17 protein-coding genes and 3 pseudogenes are annotated in these 21,271 nt (G+C 69.6%); 14 read left to right on the forward strand and 6 right to left on the reverse strand.

The window, feature by feature from the left end:
- Positions 1-18: 18 nt before the first annotated feature.
- Positions 19-270: pseudogene (locus ACFU5F_RS34955) on the forward strand (DDE-type integrase/transposase/recombinase); the annotation flags it as partial.
- Positions 271-345: 75 nt separating this feature from the next.
- On the opposite strand, the pseudogene ACFU5F_RS34960 reads toward ACFU5F_RS34955, so the two are convergent.
- The 3 genes and pseudogenes from ACFU5F_RS34960 to ACFU5F_RS34970 form a co-directional block, all read right to left on the reverse strand.
- Positions 346-949: pseudogene (locus tag ACFU5F_RS34960) on the reverse strand (transposase); the annotation flags it as partial.
- A 177-nt stretch (positions 950-1,126) separates the two neighbouring features.
- Complete coding sequence (locus tag ACFU5F_RS34965; RefSeq protein ID WP_383896267.1) at positions 1,127-3,250, reverse strand: NACHT domain-containing protein; 2,124 nt, start codon at positions 3,248-3,250, stop codon at positions 1,127-1,129.
- Between the two features lie 14 nt (positions 3,251-3,264).
- Positions 3,265-3,546 (reverse strand): hypothetical protein, encoded by a 282-nt coding sequence (locus tag ACFU5F_RS34970; RefSeq protein ID WP_383896269.1) that lies wholly within the window; start codon positions 3,544-3,546, stop codon positions 3,265-3,267.
- Between the two features lie 25 nt (positions 3,547-3,571).
- Here ACFU5F_RS34970 and ACFU5F_RS34975 point away from each other — a divergent pair, with 25 nt between their 5' ends.
- The 3 genes from ACFU5F_RS34975 to ACFU5F_RS34985 all read left to right on the forward strand — a co-directional run bounded on the left by ACFU5F_RS34975 (position 3,572) and on the right by ACFU5F_RS34985 (position 5,899).
- A complete protein-coding gene (locus ACFU5F_RS34975; protein ID WP_383896272.1) occupies positions 3,572-3,925 on the forward strand; it encodes a hypothetical protein in 354 nt (117 codons plus the stop codon).
- A 437-nt stretch (positions 3,926-4,362) separates the two neighbouring features.
- Complete coding sequence (locus tag ACFU5F_RS34980) at positions 4,363-4,929, forward strand: DUF6434 domain-containing protein (RefSeq protein WP_383896274.1); 567 nt, start codon at positions 4,363-4,365, stop codon at positions 4,927-4,929.
- 544 nt (positions 4,930-5,473) lie between these two features.
- The gene (locus ACFU5F_RS34985) at positions 5,474-5,899 is read left to right on the forward strand and encodes a relaxase domain-containing protein (RefSeq protein WP_383896277.1); all 426 of its coding nucleotides are present in this window, start codon (positions 5,474-5,476) and stop codon (positions 5,897-5,899) included.
- A gap of 90 nt (positions 5,900-5,989) precedes the next feature.
- Here the strand turns inward: ACFU5F_RS34985 and ACFU5F_RS34990 are convergent, their stop codons facing one another.
- Positions 5,990-7,174 (reverse strand): IS701 family transposase, encoded by a 1,185-nt coding sequence (locus ACFU5F_RS34990; protein ID WP_383896279.1) that lies wholly within the window; start codon positions 7,172-7,174, stop codon positions 5,990-5,992.
- 95 nt (positions 7,175-7,269) lie between these two features.
- Here ACFU5F_RS34990 and ACFU5F_RS34995 point away from each other — a divergent pair.
- Positions 7,270-8,066: pseudogene (locus tag ACFU5F_RS34995) on the forward strand (IS5 family transposase); the annotation flags it as partial.
- A gap of 105 nt (positions 8,067-8,171) precedes the next feature.
- Here the strand turns inward: ACFU5F_RS34995 and ACFU5F_RS35000 are convergent.
- Both ACFU5F_RS35000 and ACFU5F_RS35005 read right to left on the reverse strand, forming a co-directional pair.
- Positions 8,172-10,418, reverse strand: a complete 2,247-nt coding sequence (locus tag ACFU5F_RS35000; RefSeq protein ID WP_383896282.1) for a heavy metal translocating P-type ATPase — start codon at positions 10,416-10,418, stop codon at positions 8,172-8,174.
- A 17-nt stretch (positions 10,419-10,435) separates the two neighbouring features.
- Entirely contained in the window at positions 10,436-10,747 is a 312-nt protein-coding gene (locus ACFU5F_RS35005) for a DUF1490 family protein (protein ID WP_383896285.1), read from the reverse strand.
- 284 nt (positions 10,748-11,031) lie between these two features.
- On the opposite strand from ACFU5F_RS35005, the gene ACFU5F_RS35010 reads away from it, so the two are divergent.
- The 9 genes from ACFU5F_RS35010 (at position 11,032) to ACFU5F_RS35050 (ending at position 21,228) form a co-directional block, all read left to right on the forward strand.
- Positions 11,032-11,970: a metal ABC transporter solute-binding protein, Zn/Mn family gene (locus ACFU5F_RS35010; protein WP_383896288.1), complete on the forward strand. Its 939-nt coding sequence runs from the start codon at positions 11,032-11,034 to the stop codon at positions 11,968-11,970.
- Positions 11,971-11,981: 11 nt separating this feature from the next.
- Positions 11,982-12,848 carry a metal ABC transporter ATP-binding protein gene (locus ACFU5F_RS35015; RefSeq protein ID WP_383896290.1) on the forward strand — a complete coding sequence of 289 codons (867 nt, stop codon included), beginning with the start codon at positions 11,982-11,984 and terminating at the stop codon, positions 12,846-12,848.
- Positions 12,845-13,726, forward strand: a complete 882-nt coding sequence (locus ACFU5F_RS35020; protein WP_383896293.1) for a metal ABC transporter permease — start codon at positions 12,845-12,847, stop codon at positions 13,724-13,726. Before ACFU5F_RS35015 ends, ACFU5F_RS35020 begins: the two co-directional genes overlap by 4 nt.
- Before the next feature lie 411 nt (positions 13,727-14,137).
- Positions 14,138-14,782, forward strand: a complete 645-nt coding sequence (locus ACFU5F_RS35025) for a choice-of-anchor M domain-containing protein (RefSeq protein WP_383896296.1) — start codon at positions 14,138-14,140, stop codon at positions 14,780-14,782.
- Complete coding sequence (locus tag ACFU5F_RS35030; protein ID WP_383896318.1) at positions 14,782-16,455, forward strand: choice-of-anchor M domain-containing protein; 1,674 nt, start codon at positions 14,782-14,784, stop codon at positions 16,453-16,455. Before ACFU5F_RS35025 ends, ACFU5F_RS35030 begins: the two co-directional genes overlap by 1 nt.
- Positions 16,456-16,552: 97 nt before the next feature.
- Positions 16,553-18,091 (forward strand): anchored repeat ABC transporter, substrate-binding protein, encoded by a 1,539-nt coding sequence (locus tag ACFU5F_RS35035; protein ID WP_383896299.1) that lies wholly within the window; start codon positions 16,553-16,555, stop codon positions 18,089-18,091.
- 5 nt (positions 18,092-18,096) lie between these two features.
- Positions 18,097-19,596: a TIGR03773 family transporter-associated surface protein gene (locus ACFU5F_RS35040; protein WP_383896302.1), complete on the forward strand. Its 1,500-nt coding sequence runs from the start codon at positions 18,097-18,099 to the stop codon at positions 19,594-19,596.
- Positions 19,589-20,350 carry an anchored repeat-type ABC transporter ATP-binding subunit gene (locus ACFU5F_RS35045; protein WP_383896305.1) on the forward strand — a complete coding sequence of 254 codons (762 nt, stop codon included), beginning with the start codon at positions 19,589-19,591 and terminating at the stop codon, positions 20,348-20,350. The genes ACFU5F_RS35040 and ACFU5F_RS35045 overlap by 8 nt, the downstream gene beginning before the upstream one ends.
- Positions 20,347-21,228 carry an anchored repeat-type ABC transporter permease subunit gene (locus ACFU5F_RS35050; RefSeq protein ID WP_383896309.1) on the forward strand — a complete coding sequence of 294 codons (882 nt, stop codon included), beginning with the start codon at positions 20,347-20,349 and terminating at the stop codon, positions 21,226-21,228. Before ACFU5F_RS35045 ends, ACFU5F_RS35050 begins: the two co-directional genes overlap by 4 nt.
- Positions 21,229-21,271: the final 43 nt, after the last annotated feature.

The raw sequence follows: 21,271 nt of genomic DNA on the forward strand, positions 1-21,271 counted from the left end.
GGAAGCACCTGGACCTGCGTCGAGCCCCGGCAGTCGAAGTACCTGGACAACCGGGCGGAGAACAGCCACCAACCGACCCGGCAGCGCGAACGCGCGATGAAAGGCTTCCGCAGCACCGGCGCAGCCCAGCGGTTCCTGTCCGCGTTCAGCGGCATCTCACCCCACTTCCGGCCCCGCCGCCACCTGATGACCGCTCCCGGCTACCGAACCGAGATGACCGTCCGCTTCGCCATCTGGGACCACATCACCGGCCGGCCCGAAGCGGCCTGAGCAACAGGCCCCGAGCCCGACTGAACCATGCCTCGACACACCGTCAGGCCCTACCCACCCAACAACGTGACAACGCCGGAACGTGTGCTCGAGATCGAAGCGGCGGAGGAAGGACTGCCAACAGCGGTTCACGTCGTTCGCGGTGGCGGCGGTGCCCGACCACCACAGCCAGACCGGCTTGTTCACCCCGCCACTGGGCAGCTTCCCCACGGTCACACGGATGACGGTGCCCTCGATGATGGGCAGCGGTCCGTCGTGGTCGAGCCAGGCCGCCCGCCGGGTCAGCCTCGGGTGCAGCCGCTCCCACGCCTGCGCGGTCGCTTTGCCGTAGAAGCGAGTGTCTGTGACGGTCACGGCCTGCTCTGTGCCCAAGGTGGTGGTGTCGCCGAAGACGAACTCGCCGCCATGCTTGGGCGGTCGGCCGCCCTTGGGGTCGTAGACCTGCGGCGGTGTGGGCCGGCGCATCACACGGTCGCAGCGGAGCCGGCCGAGGATCTCGACGGGCAGGTCGTGCAGCAGGTGGGCGATCCGGGGTGCGTCGTATCCGGCGTCCAGCACGACCAGGACCTCCGGATCGCCCGGGCTTGCACTGCTCGGCGGCGATGAGCCGCTCGACCAGCCCGCGGATCTGGACCGTGGTCACTGCGGCGACGTCCGCGCCTGGCTCCAGGCGGACCGCTGCCCGAGGGCCTCGTGCGCGTCCGACCGCCTAGACGGTGCTCCGCCGGAGTTGAGGTGGGCCCGTTCGAACTCCTCACCTCTGGAGGCTCCGTGCTGCGCATCTGTTCCCGCACCCGGTTGCTCACCGGTGGCGTGCTGGCCGCCGGCACCGCGGTACTCGCCGCCCGGCCGGACCTCACTCAGCGGCGAGCGCCTCCTGGATGCGCCCGTGGCGGAACACATACGTGGCGCCGGCCTGGCGCAGGACACCGCGTTCATGGGCGTCGTCGAGGAACGCCCAGATTCGCCAGGGCAGTTGCCCGCGCAGCGGCAGCCATAACCTTACGATGATCAGCCAACGGCCCCAGGCGTAGCCCCCGATGCCGACGGCGACACCGACCGCGGCCCCGCCCACGAGCCCTGCCACCGGGTCCATCAGCGTCCCGGCGACCAGGCCGTAGGAAGCGCCGCCGACGCTCATCATGAAGAGGGCGTACTGCCGGTTGGAGCGGAGCAGCGACCTCGGTGTGACGACGGTGTCCAACGGGGTCGGCACGAGCACCGCGGACCCCAGGGCGAAGGCCAGGCCGATGCCGACACCGAGGACCAGCCACGTACGGTACGAGCCGGTGGGCGCGGACAGTCCGGCCAGCATGCTGAAACAGCCGACCGCGAACCCTCCCGCTGTCCCGCCGAGCAGCCCCTTTCCGCCCTCGCGCGCCATGGACCGGTTCTCCGCCTCCGGGTCCATCCGCCGGCCCCAGCCGGTCAGCACCCCGCCCAGGGCACCCGCTGCCCCTCCGGCGACAGTCAGCGCGAGCCAGCCCCAGTGCCGGACCATCGGATGCCCGATCAACCCGACTGTTGCGCCGCCGATCGGACCGATCGCCACCTGAGTCAGCACATGCCGTACGCGCCCCGAGGCGCGTAGCGCCATCCGCGCCGGGGCGGGACTCCGGAACCATCCGGTCGAGGCACCGAGCAGGAGCACCACGCCCGCCACTCCCGCGGTGCCAGTGACCGAGCCGAAGGTGAGGTAACCCGTGATCGCGCCGAGAAGCAGCGAGGGAAATGCGAAGGCGACACTGCGCTGGCCTCTGGGTACCGCGTCGGCCAGTTCCCACCACGCGATACCGCTGCGGTCCGGCTGCCGCGCGAGATGACCGAGCCAGCGCTGGGCGTCCTGGACCCGCCACGGGGACCTGCGCTCGTACACAGCGGGGACGAACTGCTCCAGCAGATGATCCTCGACGGCAGAGGGGCTAGGGAACCGTGCCCCGTCCAGCAGATCCGTCGGGTCCTGCGGGCCGTCGCTGTAGACGCTCCGGGCGAGGCCGACCATGAGAGGAGTGGACAGCGCCCGGCCGACGGGCGTGTGCTCCAGTCCACCGCTGTCCTCCGCGGCCGAGCCGAGCACGGAGGCCCAGTGAGCGGCAGCGGGATCGGTCTGTGCCGTTCGGGGAAGATACAGCAGCAGATCGTCCGGGGCGACGGGCTCCAGCATGACGACGGCGGCGCGGGCCAGGGTCCGGTCGCCGCGGACAGTACGGGCGTACGCGTCTGTGGTGCTGGTGAGCACCAGGGACATCAGGGTCTCGTTCAACTGCTGCAGAGCGCTCTTGTGGAGACCCGTCGAGATCTCGTCGAAGCCGTCGAGGACAGGAAGGATGTACCCCTCGTCGATGAGTGCCTCCGCCAGACGGATGCCGCTGGGACCGGTGGCGTCCAGACCGTTGTAGTTGTCCGCGAGGAACGCGGCGAGCCACTCTTTCATCCGGATGCCGGGATCCCAGTTGTGCAAGCGGAAGACAATGGGCACCGGTTCGTCGTCGGCGGTCCTGGAGGCGAGCAGCATCAAGGCGAGGCGCTGCGCCACGACGGACTTGCCCGAACCCCGTTCCCCAAGGATCACCAGGCGCCCGCCAGCACGCTGGTAGACGTCCTCGATGTCGTCGAGCCGCCCGTGCAGGTGCATCGGCTCGTGCGCGGTGGCGCCGAGTTTCACGCCCCGGATGTTGGCACGCTGGGCAACGAGATCCGCGGGTGCCGCGGTGAAGCGCACCTGGATCGGCGGCGGGCTGCCCAGCCCGCGCCGTAATTCCTGATCTTCGCCCTGCTGCTGGGCGTGCCGAGCCAGCACCCGCGCCGCCTCGCACAGCCGGGTCTCCCACGACGGCGGTGCGGGAGCACCCGCATTGTTGACCAGCTTCTTGATGCTGACGTTGAGAATCCCGGAGTTGGCGAGACCAGACCCCGCGGCCTCGGCAGGTCCGGTGTGCGACGCCGTGTCCGCCGCTTTCTCGGATCGTGGCACAGTCATCGGGGACGCTCTCGTCAGAAGTTGTCGGTGACACCGGTGTTGGTCGTCCCGCCCTGGCTGGTGGCGTCGCCCGTGTCCTCGGCCTGCCCTCCAGTACGGGAGACGACCCCGGTGTTCGCCCTCCCGCCGCCGGTCGTCGTGGCCCTGCCCGTACGCACGGCCCTTGGCGCGGCATTCGCACGGCGCGGAGCGCTGAGCAGGGTGAACAGCAGCCCGAGGATCCCGACGACGCAGCCGATGACGCTCGCCGTCTGCCCGGCGGTGTTCAGGTCCACCAGGACCCAGGTGGCACCCATGACGACGATTAGCACAAGACAACCGATGACGACAGCACTTCTCTTCCACCCCTGCATGACCGCCACCTTCCAGCACCCGGAACCGGCCTGTCCACGAATTGCGCAGGAGCGGACGACGAAGTCACCTACGCCTGTTGCGGCAGTACGGCCTGATGAACTCGCTGGTCACGCGTACGGGAGCGACAGGTCACCTTACCGGCCTGTTCGCGCTCTGCTCGTAGTCGATTCCGATGTCCACGACGCAGCGCTTGGCGCAGCCAGGGCTGGCGGACTGCGCGGAACGCCGTTCCGCGCAGGCATCACCGCCCTCGAAGAAGACCTGATTGCTGCCCGCACCAGCCTGCGCCGGATGATCCGCACCGAAAACACGGCCCGCTGAACGACATACCATCCACGGCGGTCATGCCCATTCGACGCCCAGCTCCCGTAGCGCGTCGAGCTGCTCGTGAAACGACGGCGCGCCCGGCCCACCACGGCCCGGCGCGCCGCCCGACGTGAGGCACGACGCTCCACGGGGTCGACGGGGGCCGGAGCCCTGTGGCCGGCCCGACCACGTCCCAGCCGTGGTTCATGGCGAGGTTGTCGCTTCCGCCTTCGCGGAACAACGGCACGGGGGGAAGGACCCACTTCCTCGACGGTGACCTCCGTGCGGGCACGGTGCCAGCGTGCGGCGTCGGCCAGAAATGGTTGCTCGCATGCGGCAGCATCCCCGAGCCCGACGAACTTGGCTGCTTCCTCTCAGGGGGAGGCCCCGACTGCGTTTCGCGGAGTTGTCGCTGGTCGAGCAGTGTCGGAGGCGGTTGGCATACTGCACGGATGACAGAGCAGCGGCCGGCCCTGGCCCTTTCCCTCACCGGTGAAGAACTGCGGCGCTGGTACTGGCTCAAGGACGAACTCCTCGTCTTCGCCCGTTCCATCGGGGTCGGCACGCGTGGTGGCAAGCAGGAGCTGACGGACCGCCTGGCCGCGGTGCTCGACGGCAGACCGCTGCCGCCCGCCGCCCCTGAGCGCCGTGTGGTGGGCGCGCTGCTGCCCGAACCGGTCACCGAGGACACCGTCATCCGTGCCGGACAGCGGTGCAGCCAGCAACTGCGCGGCTTCTTCCAGGCCGAGATCGGTCCCGCGTTCCGCTTCGACGCCGCCATGCGCTCCTTCATCGCCGACGGCGCCGGGCGAACGCTTGGCGATGCGGTACGTCACTGGCATACGACACGCGGACAGGGCCCCCAGGACATAGGGCCTCAATTCGAACTCAACCGGTTCCTCCGCGACTGGAACGCCGCACATCCCGGCGCCGGCCGGCACGCCGCGCTTGCCGCCTGGCGCGACCACCGCTCACGACCCGTCGACGACCGCCCGGGCTTCAAGGGCCGGGGCGAGTAGGCGCGCCATAGGGGAAGTCGAGGGCTCGACCCGCCGAACGGGCGACTCGCACGGAGCGCCCAGGTGAGTTCCTAGACGCCCGGCGCGCAGCGGACGCCCTTGACCCGTACCCCTGGGCGGAACTGGCGGCTGCGGTGCAGATCGGGGACGAAGGCGCTCAGGACAACGCGGTGGAAGCGCCGGCGCTGGGCGAGGGCTGAGGGGCTGGAGGCCGGCGGTGAAGCGGGGGAGGGTCTCGAAGGTGGGCACGGTGGTCTCCTCCGGGCAGCACGACGAAGCCCCAGGCGGGTGCAGGGGGCTGCTGTAGGCGGTGCTCGTTGGTGAGGCACGTTCCTTGGCGTCCGGTGGTGCTCAGTGGTGCTTGTTGGTGTCGTCCGGGCCGTGATGTGAGGGCTGCCGGAGAGCGATGACATTTACTTCCGGCCCGGGGCCGCTTCCCGCGTGACGGGCACCTGAGAAGAAAGTTCGGCCGCTGCTCCCGCCTGGCGGGACGTACCGCTGATCGTCCTTTTCTTGCAGGTCAGAGCCGTGTGGCGTGGTCTGCATGACAGTAGATATCAAGGTCATCCGAGCCGGTCAGATGTACCGCTACTACCTGCGCGAGATGGTTGTCGGTGACGGTCGGCGCCCGGCCCGCACGCCGCTGTGCGAGGCCCAGGAGCAAGCCGGGGTCCCGGTCGGGCGATGGATGGGGCGCGGCCTGGCCATGCTCGGACTGGCGCCGGGGCAGGAGGTCACCGAGGCGCAGCTGCGGAACCTGTTCGGCGAGCGGGGCCGGCACCCGTACGCGGACCGGATCGAGGCCGACCGGCTCGCCAAGGGCGAGTCGGCGAAGAAGGCGGTCAGGGCCGGCGCCCTCGGGCGCCGGGTGACGGTCACGGGCGTCGACTTCTTCTTTAGTACTGCAACGGTGCTTGTTCTGAGTACTGGGCAGTTCAGGGGCTGTGTCCGCGTCGTTTGTAGTGGCTGATACGGGCCTGGTGCTGGCGTCGTCGGCGCCATGTCGACCAGTGCAGGACGTGGTCGACCGGTGCTGGTCGGCGGTTGGTGAGGCGGGTTATCAGGCGTCGGATTTCGGCGAGGCTGAGGTGGATGAGCTGGGAGGATCCGTTTCTGCTTTGTCCGTGTCCAGCTGTCGGGCTCGCAGGACGGTCAGGCAGGCGTGGGCGGCCATGGCCAGGGTCATGTGGCGGTGCCAGCCGGGGTAGCGGCGGACCTGGTAGTCGTCCAGGCCGCATTCCTGCTTCGCGGTCTGGAAGCATTCCTCGACAGCCCAGCGGCTGCCCGCGATGCGGATCAGCTCGTCCAGCGTGGTGTCGGCGGGACAGTAGGCGATGTAGTAGGAGATCTCCTCGGGCCTGCTGACGCTGCGGCGGGCGAGGACCCAGTGCCGGCGGTCCTCGCGGTGCCAGGGCCTGACCTCGACGCGGGCCCAGTCGTAGATCCGTCGGCCATGGGCTCCCTCGCCGCAGGAACGGCGTTTCCATTTCTGCCGGGGCAGGCCGGGGAACAGGTCGTGGACGGGGTGGTCGATGGACCAGCGGGTGACGACGGTGTCGTGCCGGGTGGTGGCCATGACGTGGAAGACGTCGGCCTGCTCCAGCTCGAACCGCCAGCCCTTGCTGTAGCCGTAGGCGGCGTCCGCCGTGACCCAGCCGAACGGAATCTTCTCGGCGATGGCCCGGCGGACCATCGCCTTGGCCATGGCCACCTTCGTGGCAAAGGCGACGTGGTCGTCGATGCCCGCCCGGCGGCAGCGTTCCCGGTCGTCCGTCCAGGACGTGGGCAGATACAGACGGCGGTCGATCAACGTGCGTCCGCGGCCGGTGGCGTAGGCGAGGAACACGCCGATCTGGCAGTTCTCCGTGCGGCCGGCGGTGCCGGAGTACTGCCTTTGCACCCCGGCCGAACGGACGCCCTTCTTCAGAAAGCCGGTGTCGTCGACGATCAGGACGGCATCGCTGTCTCCGAGGTGTTCCACCACGTAGTCGCGTACGTCGTTCAGGACCTCGTCGGCGTCCCACTCGATCCGGTTCAGCAGCCGGTGGATGCGATCGGGACCCGCGTGTCCTGCCTCCTCCGCCAGCGTCCAGCCGTTCTTGCGCTGCAGCGGCGCAACCAGCCCACGCATGTAAGCCAGCGCCGACTGACGCGGCTCCTCCCGGTTGAACCGGTGCACGAACCGCTCATGCAGAGAACCCAGTTCACCCGCCCACAACCTGACATCAGCAAGGTCCCCACCCATGACCACAACAACGACAGAGCTGGCCAGCAGTCACGGCAAAGACCGTTGCAGTACTAAGGCGGTGTCCTATGTGGTGAGGGCTCGTTGAGCCATGTATGGGGCGGGGTACGTGGAGTTGGATTGTTCCGGACGGGCTGTGGGAGATCGCGAAGCCGCTGATCCCACCGTCGAAGGTGCGGCCGCAGGGCGGCGGAACGCAGGACACGCCTGATGAGACGCTGTTCGCGGCGATCATCTACGTGCTGGTCAGCGGCTGCTCCTGGCGTTGCCTGCCACCCTGCTTTGGGATATCGAAGTCCACCGCCCATCGCCGGTTCCTGATCTGGTCGAGAGCCGGCGTGTGGGGCCGTCTGCACGAGGCCGTCCTGCACCGGCTCGACGACGCGGGCCTGATCGATGTATCCCGCGTCGTCCTCGACTCCGCCCACGTCAGGGCGAAAAAGGGGGCGGTCATACCGGCCCGAGCCCCGTGGACCGGGGTAAGCCGGGTTCCAAGATGCACGTCCTGTCGGACGCGAACGGACTGCCCCTGGTCGTCGGCGTCTCCGCGGCGAACGTCCACGACAGCGAAGGGCTGAAGCCGATGGTGGCCGGTCACCAAACGAGACACGACCCCCACCGCGGCCGTCACTTCAAGCCCCAACGGCTCCATGCAGACAAGGCATACGATGTGCCTCACCTGCGGAAATGGTTACGTGGCAAGCGCATCGGCGTGCGCATCGCCCGCAAAGGCATCGAGTCCAGCGAACGTTTGGGCCGCCGCCGGCGGGTCATCGAACGGACCATCTCCTGGCTGTCCGGCTACCGTCGGCTCAGCCCCCGCTACGAACGAAATCCCCGCAACTACCTGGCCTTTCTCGGTCTCGCCGCCGCCCTGTGCTGCTACAAGAAGCCCCTTGGGTGCGGCTCTTTCTTAGACGTGGGCTCCCGGTCAGCGAGGCGGCCTGGGTCTCGGCCCGTGTCCAGCACATCGGATCGCCGCTGACGGTGTGCGGGATCAGTGCACACGCCGTTCCTCGAGCGGTGCGGCACGCAGTCGTGCGGTGGTGTCGCTCGGAAGGTGGGGGGTGTGTCGTACCAGCCGGGCGGAGTTGGCGACCACGGCGATGCTGCTGGTGTTGTGGAGCAGGGCGGCCAGGACGGGGCTGATGGAGCCGCCGGCGCCGGCGAAGAGGCCGGCGAGGTTGACGCCGATGGAGAGCGTGTAGTTCTGCCGTACGACGCGCAGGGTGTGCCGACTGAGCTCGACGACGGCGGCTACTTGGCGCAGGTCGTTGCCGGCCAGGGCGATGTCGGCGGTCTCCAGGGCGACGTGGGAGGAGTGGGCGCCCATGACGATGCCGATGTCCGCGAGGGCCAGTGCGGGGGCGTCGTTGGTGCCGTCGCCGACCATCGCCACGGTGTGGCCCTCGTCCTGGAGGTCGCGGATCAGCTGAAGCTTGGCTTCGGGCAGCGCGTGGGCGTGGACCTCGGTGATGCCTAGGGTGTCGGCCACGGCCTGGGCGGTCTCGGGTGCGTCGCCGGTCAGCAGCGCGATGCGGGTGACGCCGAGGTCGGTGAGCTGGCGGACGACGGTGTCGGCTCCGCCGCGTACGGCGTCGGACAGGCCGAGCATGCCGATCAGTTTGTCGTCGTGGGCGAGGCAGATGACGGTCTCACTGGCGGCGCGCAGTCGGCTCGTCCATTCCCGGGCCACTTCGGAGAGCTCCAGGCCGTGGCGGCGCAGCAGGGCGGGGCTGCCCACCAGCAGGCGGCTGCCGTCGAGTTCCGCGCGTACGCCCATGCCGAGGACGACCTCGCAGGCTTGGTGGATGGGGATGTGTAGGTGTTGTTCCTCGGTGCGCCGGACGATGGCTTGGGCGAGGGGGTGGCGTGCGTGCAGTTCGCCGGAGGCCGCGAGGCTCAGCACCTCGTCCGCGGTGACCGCCTCGTCGAGGGTGACCACGCTGGTGACCAGGGGTCGGCCGAGAGTGAGGGTGCCTGTCTTGTCGAAAACGACGGCGGTGACTCGGCCTATGCCTTCCAGATGGGTGCCGCCCTTGATGAGGGTGCCCCGTCGGGCGCCGTTGCCGATGGCGGCGCTGATCGCGGTGGGGGTGGCCAGGCCCGCGGCGCAGGGGCAGGCGATCAGCAGCATGGTCATCGCCCGTCGGGCGTCGCGGGTCAGGACGTAGGTGATCCCGGCGAGGGCGAACGAGACAGGGACGAAGCGGCGGGTGAAGGCGGTGGCGACGGTCTGGATCGGGGCGCGGTCGGCCTGCGCCGCCTCGACCCGGGTGATGATCCGTCCGACGACCGTGTCCTGGCCGACCGAGGTGGCCCGGACGGTCAGGGAGCCGGTCGAGACGAGGGTGCCCGCGTAGACGTCGGTGCCGGGCTGTACGTATACCGGGAGTGCCTCGCCGGTGATCGCCGCCTGGTCGACCAGTGCCTCGCCGGACTCGGCGGTGCCGTCGACGGGGATGCGGTGGTGTTCGTAGACCGCGACCAGGTCTCCGGCCCGGATCTCCGCGAGGTCGACCTCAACCTCCACGCCGTCGCGGACCAGCCAGACCCGCTCCTCGCCGACGGAGAGCAGTTCCTCGATGGCGCGCCGGGTCCGACGCAGGGTGATGGCCTGCAGGAACTCGCCGATGTTGAGCAGCCACAGCACCATCAGCGCGACTACGTTCTCGCGCAGGACGAGCGAGATGACGGTCGCCGTCGTGACCAGCAGATCGGTGCCGGCGTGGCGTCTGCCGCCGAGGGTGCGTGCGGCGCCGCGGAAGAACGGCAATCCGGTGAAGACGGTGACCGCGCCGAGGAAGCCGGCCGAGCCTCCCGGGGTCCATGGGGGCCGGCCGAGCAGTCGCCGCAGTCCCACCAGAGCGAGCACGGCGCCGCCCACCACCAGCCGGGCGACTTCCCCCGTGGAGGAATCGGGCACGGACCGGCTGGCTCTGGCGGGCCCGCCTGGCGGCGGCGCCTCGTTCAGGGCGGCGACCAGCCGGTCGATGTCGACGAGGTCGGGCTGCACCCAGATGATGACGGCACCGGTGCGCGGGAAGATGCGCAAGGCCCTGAAACCGGGAAGATCGGTGAACCGCTCGTCGACGATCCCGGCGCAGCCGGGCCGTGCCCGCAGCCAGGGGACCATCAGCCGTACGCGGCCCGCGGCGGCGGACCGCACCATGACGCCGGGGCCGGGGCCGGGGCCGGGGCCGGAGGCCGGACCAGAAACAGGAACGTCGCCGGGTGCGGACATGGCGAACGCCTCTCAGCTCAGTGCTCGTGGTCGTGGGCGTGGCCCTCGACACCGACCGCCGAGGGCGGCGGCGCCTCCTCACCCAGTTGATCCCTGGCCTCCGCCAGCAGGTCTCCTGCCTTCAGACGGGCCTCCTCGGCAGCCTCTCCAAGCCGCCGCCCCGTCGTGATGCCGCCGGCGATGCCGCTGACCAGAAGCCTGCGAGCTGCGGGTTTCGCCTTGGGCGCGGCCTTGGCGGCTCCCCGCAGAACCAGTACACCGGCGGTTCCGGACAGGGCGTAGTGGGTGATGCGGCCCACGACCGCACCTGCGATTGCGGCGGGATGCATCGCGGTCTCCTTCCGCGGAGCGGATTCGCCGTCTTCGACGCGATAAGTCCATTATCGTCCCCTGGTGATTTTCCGCGCACGCATCAGCCAGGCGGACTCGCCCGGCTGCTATGGGCGGTTCGACTGGGGTGGCGGGCCGAGACGACGAGGGTTAATTCTTCGGCAATGATTGTCATATGGAATGACTGGGAGATGGTCTTGACATCCGTTTCCATCTAGCGTGATGCGCCGAAGCCGGGACACGGAGCCCGGCGGACAACCCACCTTGTTGCGGAGGAACCCCCATGAGTGCGTCCTCGTCCCGACGTCTCGCGCCGCTGATAACCGGCCTCTCCTTGGTCCTCCTGGCCGGTTGCGGCAGCTCGTCCGATTCCGCGAGCGACACCGATGCCTCGCAGAGCCCCGTGTCCTCGTCCGCCATCCCGGTCGTGGCCTCGACGAACGTGTACGGGGACATAGTCGAGCAGATAGGAGGCGGGAGGGTGAAGGTCACCTCGATCATCAGCAACCCCGACCAGGATCCGCACTCCTACGAGGCCAACACCCAGAACCAGTTGGCGCTGTCCAAGGCGAAGGTCGTCATCGAGAACGGCGGTGGTTACGACGATTTCATCGACCGGATGCTGAAGAGCAGCAAGTCGTCCGCCGAAGTCATCAACGCGGTCGAGGTTTCCGGGAAGAACGCCCCGGCGGGCGGGGAGCTCAACGAACACGTCTGGTACGACTTCCCCACGGTCGGCAAGCTCGCCGACAGCATCGCCACAGCCCTGGGCAAGGCCGACCCCGACGATGCCGCCACCTTCACCAAGAACGCGGAGGACTTCAAGGCGAAGCTGAAGCCGCTTCAGGAGAAGGAAGCGAAGATCAAGACCGACCACGGCGGCGCCGAGGTGGCCATCACCGAGCCCGTACCGCTGTACATGATCGAGGCGAGCGGGTTGAAGAACGCGACCCCCGAGGAGTTCAGCGAGGCCATCGAAGAAGGCGACGACGTCTCCCCGAGGACCCTGCAGGAGACGCTGGCGCTGTTCTCCGACAAGAAGGTCGAGGCGCTGGTCTACAACGAGCAGACTTCCGGCCCCCAGACCGAGAAGGTCGAGCAGGCGGCCAAGGCGGCGGGGATTCCCGTCGTCCCCGTGACCGAGACGCTGCCCCAAGGCAAGGACTACCTCGGCTGGATGACCGCCAACGTCGACGCGCTCGCGAGCGCGCTGAGCACGTGAGGCGGCCAGCCGTGGCTTCCGTGCCGCGTGCCCGCGAGAGCGGCACCGAGCGCCGTGACGCGGACGGCGCGGTGGTCAGCCTGCGCGGCGCGGCCCTGGCCTACGGCGACCGCGTGCTCTGGCAGGGCCTGGACCTCGACGTACGGCCGGGCGAGTTCCTGGCCGTGCTCGGGCCGAACGGATCGGGCAAGACCAGCTTCGTACGCGCCCTGCTGGGCCAGCGGCAACTGTCGGCCGGCACCCTCACGGTGCTGGGCCGTCCGCCCCGCAACGGCAGCCGGCACATCGGCTACGTCCCACAGCAGGCGACGCTGTCCGCGCACGCGATGCTGCGCGCGCGGGACCTGGTGCGCTTCGGCATCGACGGACACGGCTTCGGACTCCGGCTGCGCACGGGCGCCGTTCGCCAAAGGGTGGACGAGGTCCTTGAATCGGTCGGGGCAGCCGCGTACGCGGACGTTCCCGTCGGTCTGCTCTCGGGTGGCGAGCGGCAGCGTGTACGCATCGGGCAGGCGCTGGCGACCGACCCCAGGATCCTGCTGTGCGACGAGCCGCTGCTCTCCCTCGACCTGCACCACCAGCGGGCCGTGACGGAACTGGTGGCCGCCCGCCGCCGCTCCCACGGCACGGCGGTAATCTTCGTGACCCACGAGATCAACCCCGTGCTGGGGCTGGTGGACCGCGTGCTGTACCTCGCCCGCGGCGGCTACCGGATCGGCACACCGGACGAGGTGCTGACCTCGGAGGCCCTCTCACAGCTGTACGGCACGCAGGTCGACGTCGTCCGCGTCCGAAACCGGATCACGGTCATGGGCGTGCCCGACGAGGTGGCCGAGCCGCCGCACCACCCCGAACTGCCGCACGGAGTACGGCCATGAACCTCGCCGACGGGATCTGGCAGCAGATCTTCAACTTCGACAACTACGGAGAGCTGCTCGCCCTGGTCCGCAACTCCCTCATCGCCGGCGTCGCACTCGGCCTGGTCGGCGGCCTGGTGGGCGTGTTCGTGATCATGCGCGACCTGCCGTTCGCGGTACACGGGATCAGCGAGCTGTCGTTCGCCGGCGCCTCGGCAGCGCTGCTGCTGGGCGTGAACATCGTGGCCGGCTCGATCGTCGGCTCGCTGATCGCGGCCGGCACCATCGGTGCCTTCGGCGCACGCGCCCGGGACCGCAACTCGGTGATCGGCACCATCATGCCGTTCGGCCTCGGCCTCGGCGTGCTCTTCCTCGCCCTGTACGAGGGGCGGGCGGCGAACAAGTTCGGCATCCTCACCGGACAGATCGTCGCCGTCGACACCCCGCAGATGTCCTGGCTGCTCGGTACGTCGGCCGTCGTGCTCGTGGCGCTGGCGGTCATCTGGCGGCCCCTGGCATTCGCCAGCGCCGACCCGGAAGTGGCCGAGGCGCGTGGAGTCCCGGTCCGCGCCCTGTCGTTCGCCTTCATGATCGTCTTGGGGCTCGCGGTCGCGCTGTCGGTGCAGATCGTCGGGGCGTTGCTGGTCCTCACCCTCGTCGTCACCCCCGCGGCCGCTGCGGCCCGGGTCACGGCCTCACCGGTGCTGCTGCCCGTGCTGAGCGTGGTCTTCGCGGTGGTCTCCATCGAGGGCGGGATTTTGCTCGCCCTCGGCAGCAGCGTGCCCATCAGTCCCTACGTCACCACCATCTCGTTCACGATCTACATCGTCTGCCGGCTCGCGGGCACCTACCGGACCCGCCAGTGGGGCGCCCGGCGCACCGTTCCCGAGGCCGGCTGACCCTCACGCGCGCCCCTACTGCGGATACTTTGCGCCGTCAATCCGGCCTGCGGTTTTGGGGACTTGACGACTCACATGGTCGGGCTGCCGCGATCGCCGAGCGACTACAGCGGCCATCCAACCTTCTCTTGTGAACTCTGCTCTCCCGCGTCGATGGCGAGGGGCGGCCGTTTCAGAAGCGCGGAGGCGCCGGTCCGTCCCTGCCTCGAACACGGTGCTGAGCGTGCCGCCGCAGAGTCGCACCTGCAAGCGAGTGCCTGCGCTGTCGTGCTGGAGTGCCCAAGCCCGGTCAGTCGCAGGTGTGCTTGCCCCCCGGACGCCGTGACAATCTCATTGCCAACCCTTGATGAAAACGATTATCGTCTTTACCTGTGCCCGAGTGGGCATGAACATGACCCATGGGGGTTTCTCTTGCGTACCCACAGACGCCTGCTGACCGTCACCGGCCTCGCCGCCGCCGCGCTCGCCACGGCCGGTCTCAACACGTCGGCCTTCGCCGCCACCACGCTGACCAGCGGTCACGTCGACGTCCTCGACGCCGAGTGGGACGGCGCCGACCTGCACCTGCACGTCCACGACGAGGAGAGCGAAAGCGAGTACGAGCCGGTGGACGTGACGCTGTCCGTGCCGGCGGCCGCCAAGGTCGCCAACCCCGGCTTCGGCTTCCTCGGCTCCGGCAGCCAGATCTGGCTGCTGCCCGACACCGAGGCCGAGGCCGACGCGGCCGGTGTGCTGTTCCCGGGCATCTCCACCGAGCACCTCACCACCGGGGTCTTCGCGAACAACAACGTCACGTACCGACTGGTCAGCGCCACCCGTAACGGCGCCGTCACCGAGGACTTCAGCATCTACGCGGGCAGCGGCAGCCGCTGGTTCGACAGCAACACCGCCACCACGAGCTTCAAGTCCCGGACCTTCGCCGTCGCCACCCACAACCACGCCAACTGGGCCTTCGAGGAGGCCGGCACCTACCAGCTCACCTTCAGGGTCCAGGGGACGGTCGGCGGAGTGACCGAAGCGGCCACCGAGACCTACACCGTCGTCGTCAGCTCGTGATGCGGGCCCTGACGCGCGACAGACGCGCCTTCACGGCCGCGGCTCTCGCCGTGGCGATCGCGGTGCTCCTGGGCGCGGCAGGGCTGGTCGCCGGCGGCAGCGGGGCAGCCCGCGCCGCCGGCGGTGCCGTCGTCCTCGACGAGGGGGAACTCGACTTCACGCCCCGGCTGGTCAACGGGAAACTCCACCTGCAGGTCGACGACCGGAGCGGCGCCTCGACGGTCGTGCGCGAGCCGAAGGACGTGGTTCTGCACGCGGTGCAGGCGTCCCTGCAGTACACCCCTGACCCGGTGGCCACCGTGCTCGGCACCACGAACATGGACTCCTGGCAGCTGGGCGGCTGGGAGGCGCAGAACATCTTCGCGCCGGAGCCCGGTTGGAACGGCTCCGAGGCGGGAGCGGACACCGAGGTCATGCTGTCCGGGTACGACGGCCCCGGGGACTTCGGACTCGCCATGTACACCCGCGAGATGGACAACGAGGATGCCCCGGCGATCCCGTATCTCGGCAGTGTCGCCTCCGTCCAGCGTGCCTTCACCCTGCCGGCCGATGCCGAACGGCTGCTTCCCATCTGGCAGTTCACGGCAGAGGGCGTCTACCGGCTGACCTTCACTGTGACCAGCGGGGGCGCCTCGGACACCGAGACGCTGGCCGTGGTCGTCGGCGATGACGTCGACCCGGCCGACGTCCTGCCGAGCGACGGTACGACCCCCACGGCCTCACCGCCGGACAGCGGCACTCCCACCCCGAGCACGCCCGTCGCCCACGTTATCGACAACGGGCATCTCGATCTGGCGGCGCGACCGGTGGACGGTTCACTGCAGTTCCAGATCAAGCAGGGCACGGCGCAGGACTATGAGTGGTTCGAGCCCGAGAAGGTCGTGCTGCATGTGAAGCCGGGGGCCCGGCGGAAGATCACCGAAGGGTACGAGTTCCTGGGCGCCCCGGGCGATCCGGTGTGGTGGCTGCCCATCCAGCAGGTCGACGGTCTCGTGTGGCCGGGCTGGAACACCGACCAGTTCAAGAGCTCCGAGATCGACGGCCGTGTCGCCTTCCGGCTCGATGCCCTGCAGGGACCGGGTGCGCTGAGCATCTTCACCGAGGGTTCGGTCGGCTCGGTGAACATGCACGCCCACAGTGGGGACGGGCTGCCGGACAGCTTCGACCTGTCCGTGCCGACCCACCGCCACACCGTGTGGGCTTTCGCGCAGGAGGGCGTCTACCGCACCACCTTCACCGTCAGTGCCACCCTCGCCGACGGCACGAAGGTCAGCGACACGGAGACTCTCGCCTGGGTGGTCGGGGACGACGTCGATCCGTCGACCGTGAAACCGGGGGAGGGGGAGGAGTCGACGGCCACGCCGACAACCACCCCGCCACCGTCACCGTCACCGTCGCCGTCGGACCCGGTCACCGGGACGCCGACCGCGCCCGCGTCCCCGTCGGACTCGGTGAGCGTTTCGGCTTCGGCGACGGACTCGGGTTCCACCACCTCCGGAACCGGCGGAACCTCGTCGACCGGCGGCAGCGGCGGCGGTACCTCGCCGACCGGCAGCCTCGCCTCCACCGGCGCGCAGGGCGCCGTGCTGGCCGGCGTCGCCATGGCCGCGGTGCTCCTCGGAGGCGGTGCCGTGTTCCTCGTACGCCTACGGCATCGCCGTACCGCCCAGTAAAAGCTCCGAGTACGACGGACCGGCGCATGGCAGCCACCCGGTCCGTCGTACGCGGCATTCGTCGTGTCCGGTCGTGTTCAAGAGAAGGAGGAGCCCCATGCGGGGCCACCCCAGACGCACCACCACCATCGCCGCGCTGGTCGCGGCGAGCGCCGCTCTGCTCTCCGGGTGCAGTGGGATGCAAGCCGGTTCGTCCGACGCCGAGTTGACCGTGTCGACGACCACCGCGGTCATCGCCGACCTCGTCGAGAAGGTCGGCGGCGACCGCGTCGACGTCACGTCGATCGTGCCCCACCACGGCGACCCCCACTCGTACGAGCCGAGCCCCGGCGATGCGGCCAAGGTCTCCAATGCCGATGTCGTGTTCAGCAACGGGCTGCTGCTCGAAGAGCCCGGGATCATGAAGATGGTCCACACCAACGCCAAGAAGTCCGCCCCGAAGATCGAGATCGCCGAGAAGCTGGAGGAGTACGGCGGCACGGTCATCAAGCTGGAGGAGGACCTCGGGCTCGACGTGTTGTGGCTCGGCTGGGCCGTCGAGGGCGAGGTCGAGGGCGACGGCTCCCAAGTCCGCACGACCGCCACGAAGTTGGAGGGGCCCGGCGAGCTGCGTGTGTATCTCACGGACACGCTCGGGAAGCCCAAGGTCTACATCGACTCCGCCGACGGCCTGGACGACGCCGACTCCTTCACACTTCCGCCCGAGGCGCACACGCACGTCAACTGGGCGTTCAGCGAGCCCGGTACATACCGGCTGACCGTCGAGGGACAGACCGAGACGCTGGCCGGGAAGAGTGAGGAGATCGGCAGCGGCACGTTCACCTTCACCGTCGGCGACAACACCGAAGCGCCCGGGGGAGCGACAGTACTCGACGGTGGGCATGCCGACGTCGCGCTCAACGCCGAGACCGGAAAGGTGTACGTCCGCGCAGACGACGACAAGAGCGGTGAACCGGCCCGCCTCGCGTCCGACGACGTGGTGCTGAACGTGCCCGACCGCGCCAAGGAGGCCGTCCCGAAGGAGGAGCCGTACTCCTTCCTCGGCGAGGCGGGCGACGAGGTGTGGGTCCTGCCGCAGGCCGTGATCGGCAAGCATGTGCACGGCGACATGGACCCGCACGCCTGGGCCGACGTCGCCAACGCCCAGGCGTACGTACGGCGGATCGAGGCCGAGCTGATCAAGGCCGACCCGGAGGGGAAGGCCACGTACGAGAAGAACACCGCCGCGTACCTCAAGACGCTCGGCGCCCTTGACGAGGAGGTCGCGAAGAAGCTCGCGACCGTGCCGGAGAAGAACCGCAAGCTGATCACCACGCACGACGCCTTCGGGTACCTCGCGAAGGCGTACGGCATGGAGATCGCGGGCTTCGTCGTGCCCGTGCCGAACCAGGAGCCGAGCGCGGCCGAGGTCGAGGAACTCGGCAACACCATCCGGGAGAAGCAGGTCCCGTCGGTGTTCCTGGAACCGAACCTCGCGGCACGCGCCGACGTGCTCCGCCGGGTCGCCGAGGACGAGGGGGTCGGCATCTGCACGATCTACGGCGACTCGTTCGACGACAAGGTCAACGACTACGTATCGATGATGCGGCACAACGCGAGCGAGCTCGCCAAGTGCCTGGGGAAGGACGCCCGATGAGGGGCATGAGGAGAGTTCAGCGGGTCGCGGTCGCAGTGGTCCTCGCGGCCACCCTGGCCGGGGGTGGGGTCGCGGTCGCGGACGGCGGCACGGCAGCGGGGACCGGCCTCGGCCGGATCGCCTACGCGGACGGGGTGCTGACCCTTGATCCGGCCGACGGCGCCCACGTGATCGAGGTCGACGAAGCGGGGGTGGCGGACGCGTCGGCGCCCGGATGGGACACCACCGGTGTGCCCTCGGATGCCGTCGACGGGGACACCGTGCGATGGTCGCTGACCGGACTGGACGGGCCGGGCGAGCTGAAGGTGTACGAGGACGACCAGGAGGCACCGCTCTTCGACAGCGCGGACGAGTTGGCCGACGAGGCCGAGCTGCCGGTCGGCCAACAGGGCACCGGGCGCTGGGAATTCAGCGAGAACGGCACCTACCAGGTCATCTTCAACGCCGAGGCCACAGCGGCGGACGGGCGGCAGCTGTCCGTCGGGACCGTGTACACGGTGATGGTGGGGGGAGGGACGGACGGCGAGGACCCGGCCGGGACAGCGCCGGTCGCCGAGGAGACTCCTGCCGGGGAAACGGTCGAAGAGGCGCAGACCCCGACGGCGGGCACCAAGGCTGTGCCGCAGTCGGCCGAGGCCGAACGACGCACCGCCCTGGCCGCCACCACGGCCTCCGCCGACGTCGTGTCCGACAAGAAGGTTCTCGACGAGGGCCACGTCGACTTCGCCGCCCGCGTCGTCGACGGCAAGCTGCAGATCCACATCAAGGACGGCACGGTCTCAGGAAAGACCACCTGGCGCGAACCCTCCTCCGTGGTCCTGCACATCAAGCCCGCGGCCAAGAACACCCTGCCGGACAACGACGAGTTCTCATTCCTCGGCAAGGGCGGCGACCCGGTGTGGCTGCTCGACCAGGTGCAGCAGGAGGGGCTGCTGTGGCCCGGCTGGTCGACCGACAACATGGCGGTGGGCGCGACCAAGGGAGGAGTGAAGTTCTCACTCACCAAGGTCGAGGGCCCGGGTGCCTACGCGCTCTACACGTACGACGCGATGTCGGGCGCGAACGTCCTGTTCAACAGCAAGGACGGCGTGCCGGACTCCTTCGATGTCCCGCAGAACACGCACGCGCACGGCGGGTGGGCATTCACGAAGGACGGCACTTACCGGCTCACCTTCGCGATGAGCGGAACGCTGGGGAACGGCACGAAGGTCTCTGACACCGAGACGGTGACGTTGGTGGTCGGGGACACCGACCCCGGCACGGTGACGCCCGGCGACGGTACGGGCGGGGACTCGGGGAACTCCGGATCCTCCGACTCGGCAGGCTCCTCGTCCGGTTCCGGCTCTGCTTCCGACAGCGACTCCTCGGCGGGCGGCTCCGGCGGTTCGATGGCCTCCACGGGTGGCGGTCAGGCCGTACTGCTGGGCTCGGTGGCTGCCGCGCTCACCGCTCTGGGGGCCGCCTCGGTGCTGGCCGCCCGGCGCAGGAGGACCGCACGTGGCTGACGGTCTACCCGAGGGCCGGGGCCCTCTGCTGCGGGTCACCGGCGCGACCGTCGTCCTCGGCGGGAGGCCCGCCCTGGAGGGGGCCGACCTGTCTGTCGGGGCGGGCGAGCTGGTCGGCCTCATCGGTCCGAACGGGGCCGGGAAGACGACTCTCCTGCGCGCTGTCCTCGGCCTGGTTCCGCTGGCGGCGGGAGAGGTGGCCGTCGAGGGGCGGACCGGTCGGCGGGCGGGGCAGCGCATCGGCTATGTGCCCCAACGGCACCAGTTCGCCTGGGACTTCCCCATCGACATCGCCGGTGCGGTCCTGACCGGCCGCACTCGGCAGATGGGCTGGCTGCGCCGACCGGGCGCGGCCGACCGGGCTGCGGTCGAGGAGGCGCTGGAGCTGACCGGTCTCGCGGAGTTGAGGCGGCGCCCCATCGGTGAGCTGTCCGGCGGCCAGCGACAGCGAGTTCTGGTGGCCCGCGCTCTGGCCGCCGACCCGCGCATCCTGCTCCTCGACGAGCCGTTCACCGGAGTCGACGTACCCGCTCAGAAGTTGTTGAACGAGTTGTTCGGCCGGCTGGCCGCGGAAGGCAAGGCACTGCTGATGACCACCCACGACCTGGCGGCCGCCGCCCGGACCTGTCACCGGGTGGCGTTGATCAACCGTACGGTCGTCGCCGAGGGCGGCCCCGAACTCCTCGCCGACCCCGACCAGATGCTGCGCGCCTTCGGCCTCGACCGCGCGATCGGCACGGTGACCGCGTCATGAGCGACCTGATCGCCTTCCTCACCGACCCCTGGCAACTGCCGTTCATGCAGCGGGCGTTCGCCGTGGCGGCGATCATCGGGCTGGTGTGCGGCGTGATCGGCGTCTACGTGGTACTGCGCGGCATGGCGTTCATCGGCGACGCCGTCGCCCACTCCGCGTTCCCGGGCGTCGCACTCGCCTACGCCTTCGAAGGCAACCTCCTCCTCGGCGGAGCCGCGGCCGGCATCACCACGGCCGTGCTCATCGCCTTCGTCTCGCAGAACAGGCGACTGAAGGAGGACACGGTCATCGGCGTGTTCTTCGCCTTCGCCTTCGGGCTCGGCATCGTGCTGGTGTCCACGCGCGACAGCTGGACGACGGACCTGTCGTCGTTCCTGTTCGGGCAGGTGCTGGCGGTGAGCGCGGCGGACGTATGGACCGTGGCCGGTATCGGGGCCGTCCTGGTCCTCGTCGTCCTGGCGATCGGCAAGGAGCTGGTCGCCGTCAGTTTGGACCGGGAGACGGCACGCGCCGCGGGCCTGCCGGCGTTCCGCCTCGACTTGATCCTGTATGTCCTCGTCACCACGACGATCGTGATGTCCCTGGAGGCAGTCGGCAACATCCTCGTCCTCGCCCTGCTCATCACCCCCGCCGCCACCGCCCGCATGCTCACCGAGCGGCTGTGGGCCATGACCCTGCTGGCCTCGCTCATCGGCTGCGCGGGCAGCGTGGCGGGCCTGTACGTCTCCTACACCTACGACCTGGCCGCGGGCGGCTCCGTGGTCGTCGTCCTCACTGCCCTGTTCGCCCTCACCTGGTGCCTGGCACCTCGCCACGGGCTGCTCGCGAAGCTCGTCCGGCGCTCGGACGGCGCTGTCCCGGTACCCGGCGGAGGGTGACATCGACGTCCGGCCCGCGGACCACCCGGGCCGGGCGGCGCGT

This window comes from Streptomyces sp. NPDC057438 (genome assembly GCF_042802995.1).
Taxonomy (GTDB): domain Bacteria; phylum Actinomycetota; class Actinomycetes; order Streptomycetales; family Streptomycetaceae; genus Streptomyces.

What these genes read in the sequence shown, in the direction of transcription:
- ACFU5F_RS34965 (WP_383896267.1), bottom strand. Translation starts at nt 3,250, where the DNA reads ATGACTGTGCCACGATCCGAGAAAGCGGCGGACACGGCGTCGCACACC.
- ACFU5F_RS34970 (WP_383896269.1), bottom strand. Translation starts at nt 3,546, where the DNA reads ATGGGTGCCACCTGGGTCCTGGTGGACCTGAACACCGCCGGGCAGACG.
- ACFU5F_RS34975 (WP_383896272.1), top strand. Translation starts at nt 3,572, where the DNA reads ATGACGACAGCACTTCTCTTCCACCCCTGCATGACCGCCACCTTCCAG.
- ACFU5F_RS34980 (WP_383896274.1), top strand. Translation starts at nt 4,363, where the DNA reads ATGACAGAGCAGCGGCCGGCCCTGGCCCTTTCCCTCACCGGTGAAGAA.
- ACFU5F_RS34985 (WP_383896277.1), top strand. Translation starts at nt 5,474, where the DNA reads ATGACAGTAGATATCAAGGTCATCCGAGCCGGTCAGATGTACCGCTAC.
- ACFU5F_RS34990 (WP_383896279.1), bottom strand. Translation starts at nt 7,174, where the DNA reads ATGGGTGGGGACCTTGCTGATGTCAGGTTGTGGGCGGGTGAACTGGGT.
- ACFU5F_RS35000 (WP_383896282.1), bottom strand. Translation starts at nt 10,418, where the DNA reads ATGTCCGCACCCGGCGACGTTCCTGTTTCTGGTCCGGCCTCCGGCCCC.
- ACFU5F_RS35005 (WP_383896285.1), bottom strand. Translation starts at nt 10,747, where the DNA reads ATGCATCCCGCCGCAATCGCAGGTGCGGTCGTGGGCCGCATCACCCAC.
- ACFU5F_RS35010 (WP_383896288.1), top strand. Translation starts at nt 11,032, where the DNA reads ATGAGTGCGTCCTCGTCCCGACGTCTCGCGCCGCTGATAACCGGCCTC.
- ACFU5F_RS35020 (WP_383896293.1), top strand. Translation starts at nt 12,845, where the DNA reads ATGAACCTCGCCGACGGGATCTGGCAGCAGATCTTCAACTTCGACAAC.
- ACFU5F_RS35030 (WP_383896318.1), top strand. Translation starts at nt 14,782, where the DNA reads ATGCGGGCCCTGACGCGCGACAGACGCGCCTTCACGGCCGCGGCTCTC.
- ACFU5F_RS35035 (WP_383896299.1), top strand. Translation starts at nt 16,553, where the DNA reads ATGCGGGGCCACCCCAGACGCACCACCACCATCGCCGCGCTGGTCGCG.
- ACFU5F_RS35040 (WP_383896302.1), top strand. Translation starts at nt 18,097, where the DNA reads ATGAGGAGAGTTCAGCGGGTCGCGGTCGCAGTGGTCCTCGCGGCCACC.
- ACFU5F_RS35050 (WP_383896309.1), top strand. Translation starts at nt 20,347, where the DNA reads ATGAGCGACCTGATCGCCTTCCTCACCGACCCCTGGCAACTGCCGTTC.